The organism is Paenibacillus sp. UMB4589-SE434, assembly GCF_030226685.1.
In the GTDB taxonomy this organism is placed as follows: Bacteria; Bacillota; Bacilli; order Paenibacillales; family Paenibacillaceae; genus Paenibacillus_B.
In genome coordinates this window covers 490,551-509,095 of record NZ_JASOYK010000001.1, presented here as the reverse complement: position 1 = coordinate 509,095, position 18,545 = coordinate 490,551, and the positions used below count along the sequence as shown (strand labels likewise).

Here is an 18,545-nt window from a genome sequence, read left to right as displayed (position 1 = left end):
AATACACATTGATATCATTTTGATATAGAAAATGTTTAAATCGTTCTCAACTTAGCTCATTTCATGTACTAAAGTGAACAATTTCGCAGCCATTTCTTCCAATTGCTCCGTATCGACGTCCTCCCTCATAGCCGAAGCCATTGCTTCCTGGTATCGTTTAACAGATTCGATGCCGGATTGAATCTGCGTATTTAAAGTTTGTTTAAAATTTAGAATAGCTGCATCCACGGCTGCTCCTTGGAATGTTTGATTGGTGAGCATTATGTTTTGCACAGCTATTTGCTCCATCAGCTGTTTTAAAGAATCTCTACCTGAACCTTCAAAGAAATGTTTATTGTTCTTGTAGATCGAGCGTAATTTCTTGCCTGTCAGCTCGGTTTCTGCATGCTGGATTTGAATTTTTGGCGTTGGCCAGGCTGTCATGGCGGCTGCAACCGGCTCATAGCCCGGCAGCAATTGTCTCGCTTGTTCCGCAACTTTATTGTAGTGCTCCATTACGAGACGTTGGGCCAGCTGTTCAAGCCGCAGTGAAGTGGACAACAATTCATTTGTCAGCTCCAATTCGCTTGCTCGCTGCCAATCTCGATAACACTGCAACAACGTACGCTCGACGTCCTGATCATCACTCCGCAATGCCGCAGGACTGAACGAATAAGTAAATGATTCGCTGAATCTAAACTGAATTCGTTGACGTACATGATACAGAAGCTCTTCCGTTTCTTGCTCCAGCATGCGACTTTCATCCACTTCCAAGCATGCTGTGAGCCCGTTTATGGCGGCTTCTCCTGCTGCTGCCAGCTGTTGCAGACGTCGTTCTCGCTCCGTTTCATCTGATCTGGCCGCGTTCAGTATTGCCGTCAGTTGTCCGCTTGCACGCTCAACATCAGACACCGCACTGTTGATCGCCATAGCTGCCAGTTCTTCACTTGCAAAATGTAAAAACTCTGTTTCAAACTGTGTAAATCCTGTTGCGTTCAACTTTTTTTGATCGTCAGCAAGCTTTGCTTCCAGTGCATTCAAGCTGGAAATGGCACATAATCGCGGGGAACGGATGCCGAATTCAAGTAGACGGTCACCGACATACCGCATCACGTCATCCAATTCTTGTGATGATGAAGCCAAGTCAGCGGCATTTACTAAAAAGAACATCTTATCCAGCTCAAACGCATCTTTTACACGTCCCAACTGCGTTAGGAACTGACGATCTGCTTGAGAAAATGCATGATTATAATAGGTGACAAACAACACAATATCAGCATTTTTGATATATTCAAAAGACACACCGGTATGGCGCGCATTAATAGAATCTGCACCTGGCGTATCCACAAAAGTGAAGCCCTGCCTCGTCCATGGGCTATCGACAAAAAGCTGGACATGGTCTACAAAAGCCGATTGGCTCTCATCCGCCACAAACTGACGATATCGCTCGTAATCCACATGAAGTTCTTGTCCTAATAAGGAACTGAGTCTCATATAGCCGCGTTTAACCGCATGTATGAAGCTATAGTGAGGCCTTCCTGAGGGATGAAGCATCGAAGGCTGCCAGCGATCTACTGCTTGCAGCGCCTCAGACATGCCCCAATGAGCTGTCTCCGGTTCACCAATACACGTTAAGGCATACTGAATATCTGCGAGGAGCTGGCTCTCGCTCTTCATACGAACAAGCGCTGTCTGATGTGGATACTGATCAGTAGGTGCTCCGATCATATTAATTGCAGCTGTCGTAGGGTTAGGCGAAACAGGCAATACATTCGCACCAATAAGCGCATTCGCAAATGATGACTTACCCGCGCTAAATGCACCGAACAATGCCACAGTGAACCGATTATCCCGCAGTCGCTGCGCCTTTGCCCGCAGGTTAGGAACATAAGCATCCATCAGCTTGAGAGGCTCTAATACCTCAGCTGCTGATTCGAGATGTAATGCTGCTGCTTGCAGCTTATCACTCATTTGTTCAATCGTAGGAATTAAAGATGCGTCAACTTCCTCTGACGTTGTTGGCAATGGATCAGCTGCAACTTGGCCCTCTACAGCATGAAGATGGAGCCTATCATCTTGTTGAATCGCGGGATGGCAATCATGCGCTTTAAATAGGGCCAACGTTCCTTCAGTTGTCTGCTCCGGCGGATGATCCTCAGCTACAACTGATGCAGAGTCAGATCCGATCCGACTTAAATCCGGCATCGCTTCTTGAGCGGTTTTCACAGAGTGGATCTCACATGAGACTTTCTCAAGCTGCTTTAACATGACAGCGTGTCGTTCTTGAATACGATACATCGTCTGCCGCGTCTTGGCTTCTATCGCGAGATTGGCCTGCAGTTCCAGCATTTGCTGCTCTAGGCCCGATAAATTCTGCTTATCTTGTTTATGGATCTGCTCGATGTATTGATCCGCTAATCTAAGTACAGTCTTGCGGATGAGCGATTTCGCTTCTTCTGCGAGGCCGCGGCAATAATTCATCGTGTATTCGCCGGAGCCGACAGACGTGGTCTGGACTGCATTCGCAAACCAAGCAGCCTCAAAGTGAGGGAGAGAGGCTTCAAGCTCATTAACCACATCTGTACCACTTCTGGATGCACGCTCAGCTAGCTGCCGCAGCATCGGCACGAGATGAGCTGTAATATTCGCTTGGATTTCTTGTACCCACAACATCACTAATCGTTGCAAGCGCTGATCTCGTTCAGCCTCTGTCTTTCCCGCCGTAAATAATAAACCTACCTTAAAACCAGGTTTGCGACTTTCCAAGTACGACTGGGCACTATCGCGCAATAAAGCAGGTGTAATATTAGCGTCCCGCAGCAACCGGCTTAATGCGTCAACAAACGAATCACGCTCATGCTCCGATCGCTCGCTTGTTAGATGATATTCCTCTTCACAACGTTGTAGCTCGGTTCGAAGTTGCACAACTTGCTCTTCCCCACCTATCCGGCTTGCCCATTCCTCATAGGCTGCTGCTACAGGTTCTTCTAGCAGTGCAGTATGCTCAGCTAACAAGACTCGTGCCGCCTGCTCAATTCCGTAACGAACCAACCGTTCTCGTTTAATAACAAGCTGGTGCAGCGCCATTGTAACCAGCTTCCACTCATTGTGAGGATGATCCGGTTCCCGCATAGATACATAATATATAGCTGCTGGATGGATTCCCCATGCTGCCAATGCATCATCTACATCAGTTCGATAGCGTTCAAATTCGATTTCCTGTTCCCGATGCTTATCAATCTGGTTAACAATCCATATTAATGGCTTACCTGCCTCTACTACCTCTTTTGCGAATGAAAAATTGAGCTCAGATTGAACATGATTATAATCTGTCACGTACACAACGACATCAGCCATATGCATTGCAGCTTCTGTAGCGGCACGATGCTTATCATCCGTCGAATCAACACCTGGCGTATCCAACAATGCAGCGCCCGCTTTAAGCCAACTGACTTCATCATACAAGCTCACACGTTCGACTTGTTCCCCATCCTTGCATACGGCTTCAAGTCTGTCCAGCGGCACCACTTCTGCTATTGCACTTGGACCATGTTCCGTTCTGCGGTAGATTTCTGCGCGACTTGTGCCGTAACGAACAGTAACCACGTTCGCACTGGTAGGGATCGGACTGGATGGCAGCAATGATTTACCGCATAGCATATTAATAACTGTAGATTTGCCAGCAGAAAAGTGACCGCACATCGCGATCATCAGCATATTTTCACGTTCTTTATCCACAAGCTCGCTTAGCTTGCGTGCTGCTGCTTCATTTTCTTCGTTTGCCATCTGTGAAGCCCAAGACTTTAACACTTCACCTAATGGCGTTGGTGTGGCTTCTTCCAGCTCTGTACTCAGAGCAGTTCTGGACGCGCTTGTCTGCTGCCCCTCGTTAGTATCCTGATGCATAATGCCTATTGCGCCCCCCTACATCAATGTTATTGTTCATCCCTACTTTATAAGCTTATAAAAAAAGAAGAAACCGAGATGCTCGGCTTCCTCAATTTGCCTGCAAACTCGGTTTCTAGTGTACCATATTTTGCTCTACAGGGAGAATAATTTCGAATTGTTTTCCATGCTGTAGAATGGTAATGTCTTTGTTCTTTACGCGCATAACAACCACATCGCGCTTTTGACGCATACGGTCTATGTACTGCTCAGGTACTTCACCCGCGCCATATACGGTCACACCATCTACTACTATTTCCTCATCGTCCTGTACAGTTTGCTGCATTAATTTCTCATAAATATCCGAGAATTGTTCAAAATTGTCTGTGTATACCGAAATACATTTCAATTCAACCGCCCACCCATTCAGGTTTATTTATTTTCCATTGTTTCTCCGCTGCTCCGCTTTCATACGTGTTTTCCCAAATTTACACATATCCAATAACAGACAGACTTCACATTTTGGAGATTGTGCTTTACAGTGATATCGACCGAAAAATATGAAGCGATGATGAGTCAAGGTCCACTCAACACGTGGAACTTTACGCATCAACTTCTTTTCCACTTCCAGTACACTATCCGTCTCATCCGCCAATCCCAGACGCTTCGACACCCGCTCCACGTGTGTATCCACGGCAATTGCAGGTACGCCGAACGCGGTAGACATTACGACATTAGCCGTCTTCCGTCCTACGCCAGGAAGCTCAGTTAATTGTTCATGTTTCTGAGGCACTTCACCGTTATATTTGTCAAGCAGGATCTGACATAGCTTTTGAATGTTCTTCGCCTTATTGCGGAACAAGCCAATTCGACGGATATCCTGCTCTAATTGCTCCAATGGAACCGCTAAGTAGTCTTCCGGGGTCTTATATTTATGAAATAAGTTAACCGTCACTTTGTTGACTGTCTCATCGGTGCACTGAGCAGACAACAGTACGGCAATCGTCAATTCAAACGGGTTCGAATGAATTAATTCACAATGCGCATCCGGAAACATTTCGCCAAGCGTATCCAGAACACGGCGAACACGAGCGCTTGTCGCCACTCTTTATTCCTCCTTATAAAGTCTACTTTAGCATTATAACACCGGATTAACATTAAACCTACAGAAACTAAAAAACCGTTCCTCCCAATTATTGGACGAAACGGCATTCTAGCTAGCTACACGTATCGACTACTGCTTCTCAATCTCAATAATTTGTCCATTTAAGAAGTACAAGAAGATCTTGTCATCACTCTTCAGCGAAGAGATAGATAACGTGTCACCTGTCGTATTACGAATAACAACATTTGCGCTCAGTGTCCAATAATATTCGGTATCTGACAAGCTGCTACGCTTCACATACAGCTGCTTAGCACTTGCATCATACTTCCAGAAATCATGTTTTAGGCCCGTCAATACTTTCAGGTTGGTTCCATTCTTAGCATCCTTACGAACTTCAACCCGATCTCCAACTTTTAGCGCACCAACAGCCGTTGTTGACGTAGTATCCAAAATAATCGTCAGACCACCTGCTGACTGATGAGAAGTTGTTTGCCCATTGTAATCTTTAACAACAACTATGCCATTTGTTGTATCAACAGACTCAACACGTCCTGCTGTAACAGCAACTTTACGAAGCTCAACTAAAGAACGTCCATCAAAGACGGCATTAAGTACGTCATTAGGATTCAAATTGCTCAAAGTGAGCTTCTCATTGTTCACACCATAAATCGGTGTGGAACTGAGTGAAAATTCCTCAACCTGACGGTTTGCGGCATTACGCAGCGTAATTCGATTAGTCGATGTATTAATCGATGCAACTTCAAATTGATGGTAGCTGCGGACCGTCAACGACATTACTGAATTTTGATCGCCGGACAGCATCGCGGTAACAAAATCACCATTCTTAATATCCGTAATTTTGGCACTCGAGTTGCCGTACAATTCTATACCAATCGAATTAGACTGATAGGGCAGCGTCACAAAGTCATCATTGGCCAACTGCAACGTAATGGTTCGAGATGAAGGGCTCGCTACAATAAGTTTGCCTTCATATTTGTACACATATTGTACAACAAGAGCTTTCTTGTTAATGTGCTTTACATTTACTTTACGATTGCTCGTGAGCATGGAAGTTATGGTTGTTGCTGGCACTTCGCTGCCGTTAAATTCATATTTCGTGCCATCATTTAACGTCACCACATAAGGTGTGTTCTTATCGTCTACAACCGTAAGCAGCTTTTTGGCAGCATCGTAACCAATAACCGACACACCATATAAGTTCTCTACTTTACGGCTCAGCACTTCGATTCGAGTTACTTTATCTTCGCCGTTAACCGTTAACTTCACTCGATCTCCGAATTCACCCGCAATCAATTCACCCAATGACGGATTAATGAGTCCTGGAATAGCAACCGCAACTTGGCTAGCTAATACTTTGGCTTCCAACTTGTTATTGTCCTTCACGACCGTAATGGATGTCATATTCGGGCTGAAGCTGTCTACTCGGCCTTCTACGCTAGTTGCTGGTGCGGTAGACATGACAATCGATGAAATAGAACTGTTCTTCACACTAAATGTGATTACATCGTTCACTTTTAGGTCCTTGATGTCTTTTAGTACGTTATCATATCGAACAGTAGCGTCATCTGCTATCCGGTAAGTCTCGGTATCCCCTTGTTCGAGCTTAATCGTAACCATACGGCTGTTCACATCAACCGAGGTAATCGTTCCTTTGCCATTCTTGTTGACAGGACCCGACTTCACTTGAATCTCCAACACTTTACGATCTTTGGAGAACGTCTCGCGCGTAATCGTCAACTCCGAATCAGGAGAAAGCTTATCTGCCGAAATCACAGCCCCTCCAGCGTCTTTAATCAACGTATTACCTTCATATAAAACGGTGTCCAGATCTTCACGTCCGCTATTTTTTACATACAGCTTCTTCTCACTAGGAACCGCGTATTTAAGTGTTGTCTGCACGGACTCTACTTGCTGCTCTGTACTAAGAAGCTCGACATATGAAGCACTGCCCAATTGGCCGATGACACGAACTTTCGTATACATCGGGATCTCTTTTGCCGAAATTGACTTGTCGTTGTCCGCTTTGTACCACATCGTTTTGTTATCGATGCGATAATTCACCCACTTGTTATCTTCCGTATATAATCGGAGCTCCGTATCTGTGACAGAACCGACGATACCTGCTACAACACTATCATAAACAATGTTTGCTACCGCTTCGCCACGGCTGAAGAAAGTTGCAATCTGGGCACGGTTCACATTGCCTAATGGCTCAAATTTGTTATTGCTCATTCCAGTAGTCAGTTGAAGATCAAGTGCTACATTTACATAGCCAAGCGCACTGGCACTGATCTTACTGTTGTCTGCAAAAGAAGTAGGCTTATTCTTTACCTCAAGTGCAGCACTTTGCTTGCCAACTGCACGGACCAAAATTTTCGTAATCCACTCACGTGAAGCTTTCTGATCGCCCCAAGGTTTCTTCGGGTCTGGATTCTTTAATTCCTCGTTCTTGTCAAGCAGTCCTTTCTGGAACGCGAGTACAACGTAGGGCTTGAAGTAATTTCCAACCTTGAATTCAGCAGGCAATGCAACTGATTCATCATTGCTTAGCTGCCCCTCCAGATTCATAAATCGAATCGCAAGTGCAATCGCTTCTTGCTGCGTGATGTCGTCCCCAGGTCTGAATTTGCCATTGTTACCTTTTAAGATACCTTGTGCAGCTAATTTATGTATATGTTTTTCCGCCCAATGGCCTAATTTCACATCACTGAATACCGGACTAATGCCCGAATTTGCTGTATTTTGTGTACTACTGCTACCAGCTTGTCCAGCCTCAGCAGCCAAAGCCACAGGAACAGCAGATAACGTCAATGATAAAGCCAGAATAGCGCTCGTCACTGCACGTACAGGTTTGCTGGAATTATTATGCATAATCGTTTCTCCTTTGTATTAAAAATCCGTTAAGATCTTTATAATTCGACAGAAACAGGGGCATTTCCTGCCCCTGTTCGGTAATGTAACACGTAAATGTAATTAATTTACTTCTTTTATGTTGCCCATGGCCTGATTTATGGCCGTTTAATCGGATGATCAAGTGTGACATGACCCATCAGGCTTGCTTCAGGCTTTCCATCCACAAGAATGTCGATTGCTTTGATCTCTTCAAATTGGAACAACGTTTTAGTTAAAGCGTCGATTGCAAATGCTTCTCCGCCCGCTCCCAAATGCCCGTGTTCCGAAATGTGAACATCAACAGTCAATATCCCTTTCTCGTCAAGCTTGTAGGATTTAAATTCATTCCCATCCCACAAAGGGACATACTTAGCATCTTCTGACTTCTGAAGTGTCTTCAACGCAGCCCCGATCTTCTCATGATCATCTTTAAATGTAATCTTTGTCGTGTAGGACAACAATTCCATAATCTGATCATCCGTTGCGTATACTGTAATTTGCTGTTCTTTCTGTTCAGGCTTCTTCACCGGTTCCTTGTCTGGAGTTGGCTGCTCCGTACCCGGCGTAGTTGTACCCGTTCCAGTTGTCGGCTGTTCGGTGCCGGCAGTAGGCGGTTCTGTTACACCTTTCCCGTCACCGTTGGATAAATTCTTATCACCACAGGCGGATACAAGTCCCACCGCAAGAACCAAAGTTACAAGACCTAACCAATTGCGTTTCTTCATATTAATGACCTCCTTTAGTCGTTATAACGCAGCAACGTCTGTCCAGGTTGCAAAATATGCGAACGATTATGACAATCCAAGCTGAGCTTTCAAACCGTTCACGATCTGCTGCGCAACACGATATTGGAAATCTTCAGTAAACATAACAGCTTCTTCGTCAGGATTCGTTAAGAACCCGATCTCGAGTAGAATCGCAGGCATCTTTGTGTTGCGAGTTACATGATGATCAGCAACCTTAGCGTTCCGGTCTTTGAACTGCGTCCCTTTAATCAGGTACTTATGCATGAGCTCCGCAAACGCCTTGCTCTCGCTGCGATAATAATAAGTCTCCGTCCCGCTTACTGTAGGCTTATTGTCAATGCTGTTGGCATGAATGGAGACAAACAAGTCTGCCTGAAGATCGTTAGCAATCTTTGCCCGTTCAGATAATTCGAGAAACACATCTGTGCTGCGCGTGAGAACGATATTAAGCTTCTCTTCCTTCACAGCCAACTCAGCGACCTTATTAGCAATCTGCAAATTCAAGTCTTTCTCATATCGTTTGCGTACACTAACTGCACCAGAATCATGCGCACCGTGTCCGGCGTCAACCACAACAGTGTATTTCCCGTCTGGCTTGGTAGGCTTTGTCGGATTCGTTGGATTGGTAGTTCCACCAGTTGATGCACTCAATTCGATTGATACTAAGCCTTGTCCATTTCTTGTCACTTTGCTATCCAGCTTGTAATTTGCATCGATGACAAACCGCGTCGTATTCGGCGTTGTGCTAAACATAGCAAAGCGAACTTTCTGAACATCCGGGTAATCCGTAATCGGCATCTCACCTTGACCATTGTTGTCAAAACCAAACTTCTCATTAAATTCATCAGAGAACTTCGAGTTAGGGAAGTCAATAACGATACGATCAGGATTTGTCATGGACATGATCTTAGGTTCAACATCACGACCTAATGCAATATGTAACGTGTTCGAGAAAAAATCAAAATCTTTTACCAATACATCGCCTGTTGAGGGAGGTGTTGTCTCTCCTGAGTTGCCATTACCTGTATCAGGAGGATTAACAACTGAGCCTTCATCTGATGTAAACAAATACACAGACTTCGATTCGTTATCCCAGTCTACCTTTAATCCTAAGCTCTCGCCAACAAACCGCAGTGGAACAAGCGTTGATCCATTCTTTACCATAGGAGCCACATCTAGTTGAGTCGTCTTGCCATTAATGGACGCTGTGTTCTTGTCAACGGTTAGTAAAATGGTACTAGTTCCGTTCTTTATAGAAATCGTTCGCGCCTTCTGATTCCAGTCAACCTTGTAGCCTAATTCCTCCGACACAACGCGAATCGGTATCATGACAGAATTGCTAACCATTATAACTGGTTCGGGAAGCTTGATTGAGCTCCCATTCAGATATAATGTGGGCTGTGTGGCAGCCGCCCCCGTCTGGGGAAATACAAGACAAAACAACATGGTCAACAACATACTTGCTAGTAAATGGATTTTTTTATGCTGCATCTTCACCTCTACATCCTTTCTTGTTGTTCTGACTCTTTGAAACTATGAGAAACCTTTCAAAGAAACAGACGTTATTTTAGACGTTAAATGCAGACAAAAGTTGCGCTAATTCAACATAAAGATAATAAACTAATTCTACCATTTACATGCAAAATTCGATAGTCCTGTCGCGAAAATATCTTCACGCAGCTGTTGTATTTGACGGTGTAGCAGCATAATGACATTGTTCACAAACGTCATATGCAATTTGCCGGTTCTATCTTCTCCAAAATGTAAGAATGATAAGATCTCGGCGCATAAGCATACCCCATGAGCTGATCATAAAAAAGAGTGCTGTGGCGAGAAAACGAATAACGTTTTCCCGCCACAGCACCCTATATAAAGGTGAAATGAAACCTGATGAATTAGGCTTGGATCGGATAAGCTATTCTATCAGCATGTTGAGCTTCATATTCAGAGATAGCATCATCATGCATCAGCGTTAACCCGATATCATCCAAACCCTGCAGCAAAAATTGGCGACGGTGCTCGTCAAGGTCAAATGTATAAACTAAACCATAGTCATCCTTCAACTGTTTGTTCTCCAGATCAATCTCCAAATGGTAATCCGGATACTGAGCTGTACGCTGGAATAACTCTTCTACTTGTTCTTCGGACAACTGAATAGGCAGAATGCCATTCTTAAAACAGTTATTGTAGAAAATGTCGGCATAAGATGGAGCAATGACACATCTAAAACCAAAATCCAGTATGGCCCATGGCGCATGCTCACGAGAAGACCCACAACCAAAGTTTGCGCGGGAGATCAATACACTTGCTCCTTGGTACGCCGGTTGGTTCAATGGAAACGATTCAATCACGTTTCCTTGCTCATCAAAGCGCCATTCAAAAAACAAGAATTGACCAAATCCACTGCGCTCTATACGTTTTAAAAATTGCTTCGGAATAATAGCATCTGTATCGACGTTGACCCGGTCTACCGGAGCGACAAGTCCTTTTAATGTCGTAAATGGTTGCATCGCGATGTCCTCCTTCTAGTTCATAACTTCCGTTTTGATTTCCCAGCCGCGTACATCAACAAAGCGCCCTTTGATGGCAGCTGCCGCTGCCATGGCTGGCGACACTAGGTGAGTACGACCGCCGCGGCCTTGACGGCCTTCAAAGTTGCGGTTTGACGTGGAAGCACAACGCTGTCCGGGTTGAAGAACATCCGGATTCATCGCGAGACACATGCTGCAGCCAGCCTCACGCCATTCGAATCCCGCTTCGGAAAATACTTTATCCAAGCCCTCCGCTTCCGCCTGCAGCTTCACGCGACCGGAGCCTGGCACTACAATCGCTGTCACACGCTCACTCACTTTGTAGCCTCTAGCCACAACTGCCGCAGCACGAAGATCTTCAATTCGACCATTCGTACATGAACCGATAAACACGTAATCAATCTCAATCTCTGTCATCGGAGTCCCCGGCGTCAGATCCATATATTCAAGCGCCTTCTCGGACGCTTTACGCTCATTCTCTGTCTTAAAGTCCGCTGGGTTCGGAACTGAAGCCGTAATGTCAGTACCCATTCCCGGACTAGTACCCCAAGTCACTTGTGGGATAAGCGACTCTACATCAAATTCCACTACTGTATCATAACTGGCGCCTTCATCCGTAGTGAACTGTGCCCATTGTGCCACAGCCTTATCATATGCTTCGCCTTGCGGCACATACTGGCGCCCTTTCAAATAGCTGAATGTCGTCTCGTCAGGTGCAATCAGCCCTGCACGTGCGCCGCCTTCGATGGACATGTTACATACCGTCATGCGTTCTTCCATCGACAATTCACGTATCGCCTCGCCTGTATATTCAATTACATATCCAGTCGCAAAGTCTGTTCCGTACTTCGCAATGACACCAAGAATCATATCCTTGGCCGTCACGCCAGGCTTGCGATTGCCAACAAAGCGTACCTCCATCGTCTTGGACTTCGCCTGCTGCAAACATTGAGTAGCCATGACATGTTCTACTTCACTTGTACCGATGCCAAATGCCAATGCGCCAAACGCACCGTGCGTCGATGTATGGCTGTCACCGCATACAATCGTCTTGCCTGGATGTGTCAAGCCAATCTCTGGTCCCATTACGTGCACGACACCTTGATCTAGATTATTCAAATCAAATAATTTCACGCCAAAATCCGCACAATTCTGCGACAGTGTGTCAATCTGCTGCTTGGAGATTGGGTCTGTAATATTAAAACGATCCTTCGTAGGTACGTTGTGGTCCATCGTAGCGTAAGTCAATTCAGGACGTCTCACTTTGCGTCCGCTAAGACGTAGGCCTTCAAATGCTTGCGGGGATGTTACCTCATGAACTAAATGCAGATCAATGTATAAAATTCCAGGCTTACCCTCTTCTTGTACAATTACGTGTTGATCCCAAATCTTTTCAAATAACGTTCTCTTCTTGGACATAATCCTCACCTCTCGCGACGTATTCGTATCCTTCGCTTCTCTATGTTGACATCAATATAGCATTTCCTTCTTCATTGTTCCAAGATATAATATCTATAAGGTTAATAGGTTGTGACTATAAGGAGGAGCCATGGAAATACGTCAATTGCAATACGCACTGCAGATTGCAGAGGAGCGCAATTTTTCAAGAGCGGCGGAAAAGCTTCACATTGCCCAGCCCTCATTAAGCCAGCAATTATCCAAGCTGGAGAAGGAAATCGGTGTACTGCTGTTTCAGCGCACGACCAATTCAGTAGAAATGACATATGCAGGAGAAGTGTTTATCGATCGCGCCCAGAAGATTATTGATTCGCTCGAACAACTCAAACGAGAAATGTCTGATATTTCACAGACGAAGACTGGTAAAGTTGTGATCGGCACGATGCCAATCACGGGTTCACATATTTTGCCGCACGTAGTGCCGTCTTTTCACAGAAGATATCCTGATATTGAACTCGTACTGACCGAAGAACCCTCCACTTCTAATTTAATTAAGATGACAGCACAAGGTAAAAATGACTTTTGCCTCTTGTCACTGCCAATTCAGGAACCTACTCTTACTTACGAACCGATCGTGGATGAAGAGATCGTCATATCGGTGCCACATGACCACCCGCTGGCGACATCTACTTTAGAGGGTCTTACGTCCAGTCATCGCAGACCGATATCGCTGCAGGAAGTTAGACAGGAGCCTTTTATTTTTTTAAAAAAAGGACAAGGCTTCCGACAAATCACATTAGAGATGTGCCGCAATGCCGGGTTTGAGCCTCGGGTTGTATTTGAAAGCAGCAACATGGAGACTGTACAATCGCTTGTCGCTGCCGGGATGGGAATATCACTGGTTCCTTCTTTTATCGCATCTGCTCCACGTAGCGAGTTCGTGCCGGCTTATATCCCAATAGAAGGTCGTCCAGCCCGTACGCTAGTATTGGCTTATCGCTCAGGCAGATATATGTCTAATGCCGCGAAAGCCTTTATGCAGACCATAAAAGAAACGGTTGCCGCGCAATTCGGCAACCGTGTAATTGCTTCTTCTCCAGTTCAAGCGCTGCTTAAGCTGGAACCCGAAGAAGAATAGATCATGTAAACTAACTATTCAATCGGCAGCGTTCCACCGGAATGCTGCCTGTTCCACAGCTGATCCGCAGCAGCCCGCATATTAGCCTCCATCAAACCATAAGTCACAACTGCAAACGGATAGTCCTTTAGTTTTTTGATGTCATATGGCGACCCTACAGCAATAAGTCCATATGTGGCCATTTTCTCCTTAAGCAGTTGGATTAATGCTTGTACAGTCCTTTTTTGCGCAGGCTTGAGCTGTGCATCCCGAGATACGACAAGCACAGCATCGGTAGAATGCAGGGATTTAAGCTGTTTTACTGCGCGAAGCTGCTCAATATTCGTACCTGACTTAATGGTAATCGTCTCGCTACTTAACGTTCGGGTTCCCGCTACCGGATGCCGCGAGATGGAATCAAGCAGAGCCGCATTCATCAGCTTCAGCGCATAGGAATCAGTACCAACGAGCACCACCCGCTTTGTCTCTTTTTTAATAAAAGGAAGACTCGTTTCTGGACCAACAAACGTAACGGCTTGTTCTGCCACCTGTTGAGCAAATATTTGATCGCCGTTGCTATTCAACCACTGTTGGGCTGCTTCCAGGCGTTCTTTCACACCGATCGGTTTTGTATGATCAAGCATTCCGTACTTCGCTTTAACCGTTAATATTCGAATGACACTTTCCTTAATCCTGTCTTTAGTTATACGTCCCTTATCAACTGCTGCTGCAATCGTATGTGTCAGCTTATTTGGCTGAGCTGGCATCAACAGCACATCAGCTCCAGCCTCAATCGCCCGAATAGCAGCTTCCTCGGAACCAAAATGCTGAGCGATAGCACCCATATTTAACGCATCCGTCATAATAACCCCATTGTACTTCCATTGCTCCCGCAGCAATCCTTGTAAAATAGGCTTAGACAATGTAGCAGGGAGATGAATCTTGCTGTTGTCTTTCTTCGATGAAACTTGTGAAGCATCAATAGCGGGTACGGTCACATGTGCCGTCATAATAATATCAACCCCACCCTTGATTGCTTCGCGAAAAGGAGGAAAGTCGACCTCTTGCATTTTGACAGTCGTGTGCTTCAATTCTGGCAGTCCTAAATGCGAGTCTATATTTGTGTCGCCATGTCCGGGAAAGTGCTTGACTACCGCAGGAATATTAGCCTGATGCATACCTTCTATGTAAGCTTGCACAAAGTCACTAACTCGTTTAGGCGAAGAACCAAAGGAACGGATACCAATGACAGGATTATCTGGATTAACATTCACATCTGCAACAGGCGCAAAATTCATCGTAAATCCTAATTTAACAAGGTTGTCATTCATCCTCTTGGCCGTTTCACGTGCAAGCTCTGGATTACCTGTCGCTGCAAGCGCCATATTGCCGTTAAACTCTGACATAAAAGAGAAACGGGTTACCAATCCACCTTCTTGATCCACCCCTATCCAAGTAGGCACTTTTGCAACGAGATGCTGCAGCATGGTTGTATGCTCCACCGTCTCTTCCACCGTACTCAGCTGGTCACGAAACAAGATCACACCGCCTGGCTTAATGGTTTCCAACGCCTGTTCAATTGGAGCATCAGGTTGTTCTGCTTTGACTGCTGATACGTCAACCATAAGTAGCTGTCCGATTTGTTCCTCCAAAGACATATCAGCTGCAAGTTCTGCCGCTTTTTGCTTAGCTAATACAAGCTTATCCGCGTCACGTGCATCCTCAGGTGACAATCCATTGGCTCCACCAGCCAGGTCAGGATGCGCTGTATTAATTGGTGGTGATGCCCCCTCTGACACTTGGTTATATGACCGATCGTCTGAGTCGGTTTGCCGCGTTTCGATCCCTACTAGTTGCTTGAAGCGCTGAACCCCGTCTCCCCACACGCCGTATATGAGTAGTACAATACAGAGCAAAGAAAGTACACTTAACACGACTGTTAGTGGATTAGAATTCCGTTTATGCTTGCGCCTGCGGCTCTGTGATTGGCTCATAGACACGTTTCCTCATCCCTGTTGCACATTTGCCGATAATTTATAGAGTGATTCCTTGCGATCTTGAAATACGGGAATACGCCCGCGAACTTCTTGTACAAGCGATAAGGATAGCGCCGCCGTTATAATCATGTCTTCTTCACCCGCTGCAGCCACTGTTTCCCCCCATGGATCCAGCACAGTGGAATGACCAAAGAAAGAAGTCACATTGCCGTCAGCACCAATACTGGAGCCCATTCGATTACAGGCAATCACGTACATTTGATTCTCAATTGCACGTGCAGTCAACAACGTTTGCCAATGATGCAGCCTTGGGTGAGGCCACTGGGCTGGAACAAACAGCACTTCAATCCCTTGCAATGCCAATGAACGGCTTAATTCAGGAAAACGGAGATCATAGCAAATAATAACAGCGCACTGTACACCGTCTAATTCAAAACGACCAAGCTGCTGCCCGGCATCTAAATAGACATGTTCATCCATCAATCTAAACAAATGAATCTTAGCGTATTCGCCAGCCAGTTGGCCTTCTTTATTATAAATGTAAGCGACATTTTTAATGCGATCGTTCTCTTTTATGGCAACTGAACCGCCGACTATATGCACTTGATGCATCGCAGACAATTCCTGCAGCAATTTGCGCGTTCTTTCCCCGTTCTCATCCGCGATCTCGTGAATACGTTCTAATGCATAACCTGTATTCCACATTTCAGGCAGAACAATAACATCAGGCTTAGGATCAGAACTTACTGCTTGTTCGATCTTCTGAATCACCTCATCGTAGTTACGATCTGGTTCGCCAATTTTCACATCCATTTGAATGACGCTTATATGCCATTGTTGAGCAGCCATGTTCCCCACCCTTTCATTGTGTCACTTTCTTCCATCATAACGCTTCATGGAATTACGTCAAGTTGGACAAAGTAAGAAAGCATCCCCAATATGCGGGCAGCTATTTTATAGATAGATGAAGGGAGCATCATCATGCGTTTCTTGCCAATTGCACCTGCACGTATCCTATTTGTTGCAGCCTTTTGTTTGTTCTGTACACTGTTCCAGTCTGTTCCAGTGGGCGCTTTTACGCAAAATCCTCAGACGCTGCCGCCCATTCAGGTATTTGACATGGAACAAGAACGTATTGTCAAGTCAGTATCAAATGAAGCGAAGTACCAAAAGAGCGCTCAACAATGGCTGCAATCCGTCACTGGACTCTCTCCGCAAATAACGATTGGCAAACGTCCAGGCTATATCGTCAGAATTCCGTTAGAGAAGCCGTTTACTGTACATCTCGCTAATCAGCAAATTGACACAAGTGATGTTTTTCTTATTTACAGTCCACCAAAGCAGCCACTGCTTCTCATATTCTCTGCCGACCGCAAGCCTTACATGCTGGAGATCAAAGCGGACGTTAAACCTTTTATGGAGGAACTGCTCACGCCGTCACAACCAGGAGCAAACAGAGAATAATGCGAGACTATTCTTAAAAAGAAGTGTACACTCCCACCAAAACATGCTAAATTATCGTTATTATTTGGAATAAAGCATGCATATAAATTTGTCTCGGAGTGGATGAAGATGGTACAAGCAAAGTCGCAATTTCAAGTTGTCCCCGCAGATCGTATGATGCATCTGCCAACACAATTTTTCTCCAACCTTGTCAAGAAAGCGAACGCACGGATTGCTGAAGGCCATGATGTCATTAATCTTGGCCAAGGCAATCCGGATCTGCCTACACCTGCTCATATCGTGGAATCCCTGCAATCTGCCGCTGCCAATCCTACATACCATCGATATCCGCCATTTAGCGGGTTTCTCTATCTAAAAGAAGCGATTGCGAAACGCTACAAAGAAGATTACAACGTTGATCTTGATCCAGAAACAGAGGTCGCGATTCTGTTTGGGGGCAAGACTGGACTGGTGGAATTAAGCCAGATTTTATTAAATCCTGGTGACGTGTGCTTGGTACCTGATCCGGGATACCCTGACTATTGGTCAGGTGTAGTCCTGTCCGGTGCAGAAATGGTCATGATGCCGCTTGTTGAGGCCAATCAGTATCTGCCTCAATACGAAGCCTTGTCTCCTTCTGACGTGGAACGCGCCAAGTTGATGTTTCTGAACTATCCAAACAATCCTACATCAGCAGTTGCCAATCGCCAATTTTATCAGGATACAGTTTCCTTTGCAGCTAAGCATAACATCATAGTAGCAAGCGACTTCGCTTATGGTGCGCTCGGCTTTGATGGAAAGCGTCCTGTTAGTTTTCTGGAGACACCAGGTGCAAAAGAAGTCGGCATTGAATTCTACACCATGTCCAAGACGTACAACATGGCAGGCTGGCGTGTTGCTTTTGCCGTGGGCAATAAAGATATTGTTCGCTTGATCAACTTGATGCAAGATCATATGTACGTCAGCCTGTTCGGAGCCGTCCAAGAAGCTGCTGCTGCTGCTTTAACGGGACCTCAAGATTCTGTATATAAGTTGTGTGCCACTTACGAGTCGCGTCGAAATGCCATGTTTAGCGCTTTGCAAGAAATTGGATGGAAGTCCAACCCATCCGCAGGTTCTTTCTTTGCATGGCTGCCTGTCGCTGACGGTTATGATTCAGTATCGTTTGCTGACAAATTGCTGGAAGAAGCAAATGTTGTTGTTGCAGCAGGTGTTGGATTTGGTAAACATGGAGAAGGATACGTTCGCGTAGGCCTGCTCTCCAGCGAGGAGAGACTTAAAGAAGCTGTATACCGAATTGGCGAACTTAAACTGTTTTAAACGCAACTCGTCAAATATTGGGCTTTAATTCGCTCCCATCAATCTTTACAACTGTTAGGATCACGTGTAAACTGATGATTAATAGTTTTGCTTTAACTTGATACGTATGAC

At 45.3% G+C, this 18,545-nt stretch carries 13 protein-coding genes; 3 read left to right on the top strand and 10 right to left on the bottom strand.

Annotated features, from left to right (window positions below; translation table 11 throughout):
* Nucleotides 1-51 precede the first annotated feature (51 nt).
* From QP775_RS02450 to leuC, 8 genes are all read right to left on the bottom strand, one after another.
* Nucleotides 52-3,885, bottom strand: coding sequence for a dynamin family protein (locus tag QP775_RS02450; RefSeq protein WP_285103321.1), 3,834 nt, complete (start codon nucleotides 3,883-3,885; stop codon nucleotides 52-54).
* 115 nt (nucleotides 3,886-4,000) lie between these two features.
* Nucleotides 4,001-4,273 carry a hypothetical protein gene (locus QP775_RS02445; RefSeq protein WP_028546722.1) on the bottom strand — a complete coding sequence of 91 codons (273 nt, stop codon included), beginning with the start codon at nucleotides 4,271-4,273 and terminating at the stop codon, nucleotides 4,001-4,003.
* Between the two features lie 27 nt (nucleotides 4,274-4,300).
* Nucleotides 4,301-4,969, bottom strand: a complete 669-nt coding sequence (gene nth, locus QP775_RS02440; RefSeq protein WP_285103317.1) for an endonuclease III — start codon at nucleotides 4,967-4,969, stop codon at nucleotides 4,301-4,303.
* A gap of 129 nt (nucleotides 4,970-5,098) precedes the next feature.
* Entirely contained in the window at nucleotides 5,099-7,861 is a 2,763-nt protein-coding gene (locus QP775_RS02435; RefSeq protein WP_285103315.1) for an S-layer homology domain-containing protein, read from the bottom strand.
* Between the two features lie 137 nt (nucleotides 7,862-7,998).
* On the bottom strand, nucleotides 7,999-8,607 hold the full coding sequence (locus QP775_RS02430) for a GerMN domain-containing protein (protein ID WP_239327446.1): 609 nt from the start codon (nucleotides 8,605-8,607) through the stop codon (nucleotides 7,999-8,001).
* A gap of 66 nt (nucleotides 8,608-8,673) precedes the next feature.
* Nucleotides 8,674-10,119, bottom strand: coding sequence for an N-acetylmuramoyl-L-alanine amidase family protein (locus QP775_RS02425; protein ID WP_285103313.1), 1,446 nt, complete (start codon nucleotides 10,117-10,119; stop codon nucleotides 8,674-8,676).
* 404 nt (nucleotides 10,120-10,523) lie between these two features.
* The gene (leuD, locus tag QP775_RS02420) at nucleotides 10,524-11,138 is read right to left on the bottom strand and encodes a 3-isopropylmalate dehydratase small subunit (protein ID WP_285103311.1); all 615 of its coding nucleotides are present in this window, start codon (nucleotides 11,136-11,138) and stop codon (nucleotides 10,524-10,526) included.
* A 15-nt stretch (nucleotides 11,139-11,153) separates the two neighbouring features.
* On the bottom strand, nucleotides 11,154-12,578 hold the full coding sequence (gene leuC, locus QP775_RS02415) for a 3-isopropylmalate dehydratase large subunit (protein ID WP_285103309.1): 1,425 nt from the start codon (nucleotides 12,576-12,578) through the stop codon (nucleotides 11,154-11,156).
* A gap of 130 nt (nucleotides 12,579-12,708) precedes the next feature.
* On the opposite strand from leuC, the gene QP775_RS02410 reads away from it, so the two are divergent.
* The gene (locus QP775_RS02410; RefSeq protein WP_285103307.1) at nucleotides 12,709-13,695 is read left to right on the top strand and encodes a LysR family transcriptional regulator; all 987 of its coding nucleotides are present in this window, start codon (nucleotides 12,709-12,711) and stop codon (nucleotides 13,693-13,695) included.
* 14 nt (nucleotides 13,696-13,709) lie between these two features.
* Here QP775_RS02410 and QP775_RS02405 read toward each other — a convergent pair whose 3' ends face one another.
* Complete coding sequence (locus tag QP775_RS02405; RefSeq protein WP_285103305.1) at nucleotides 13,710-15,668, bottom strand: glycoside hydrolase family 3 protein; 1,959 nt, start codon at nucleotides 15,666-15,668, stop codon at nucleotides 13,710-13,712.
* Nucleotides 15,669-15,680: 12 nt separating this feature from the next.
* Complete coding sequence (locus QP775_RS02400) at nucleotides 15,681-16,520, bottom strand: carbon-nitrogen family hydrolase (RefSeq protein WP_285103303.1); 840 nt, start codon at nucleotides 16,518-16,520, stop codon at nucleotides 15,681-15,683.
* A 132-nt stretch (nucleotides 16,521-16,652) separates the two neighbouring features.
* Here QP775_RS02400 and QP775_RS02395 point away from each other — a divergent pair, with 132 nt between their 5' ends.
* Entirely contained in the window at nucleotides 16,653-17,135 is a 483-nt protein-coding gene (locus QP775_RS02395; RefSeq protein WP_239327439.1) for a type IV secretion system protein VirB6, read from the top strand.
* Between the two features lie 108 nt (nucleotides 17,136-17,243).
* A complete protein-coding gene (locus QP775_RS02390; RefSeq protein WP_285105664.1) occupies nucleotides 17,244-18,434 on the top strand; it encodes a pyridoxal phosphate-dependent aminotransferase in 1,191 nt (396 codons plus the stop codon).
* The last annotated feature ends 111 nt before the right edge of the window (nucleotides 18,435-18,545 follow it).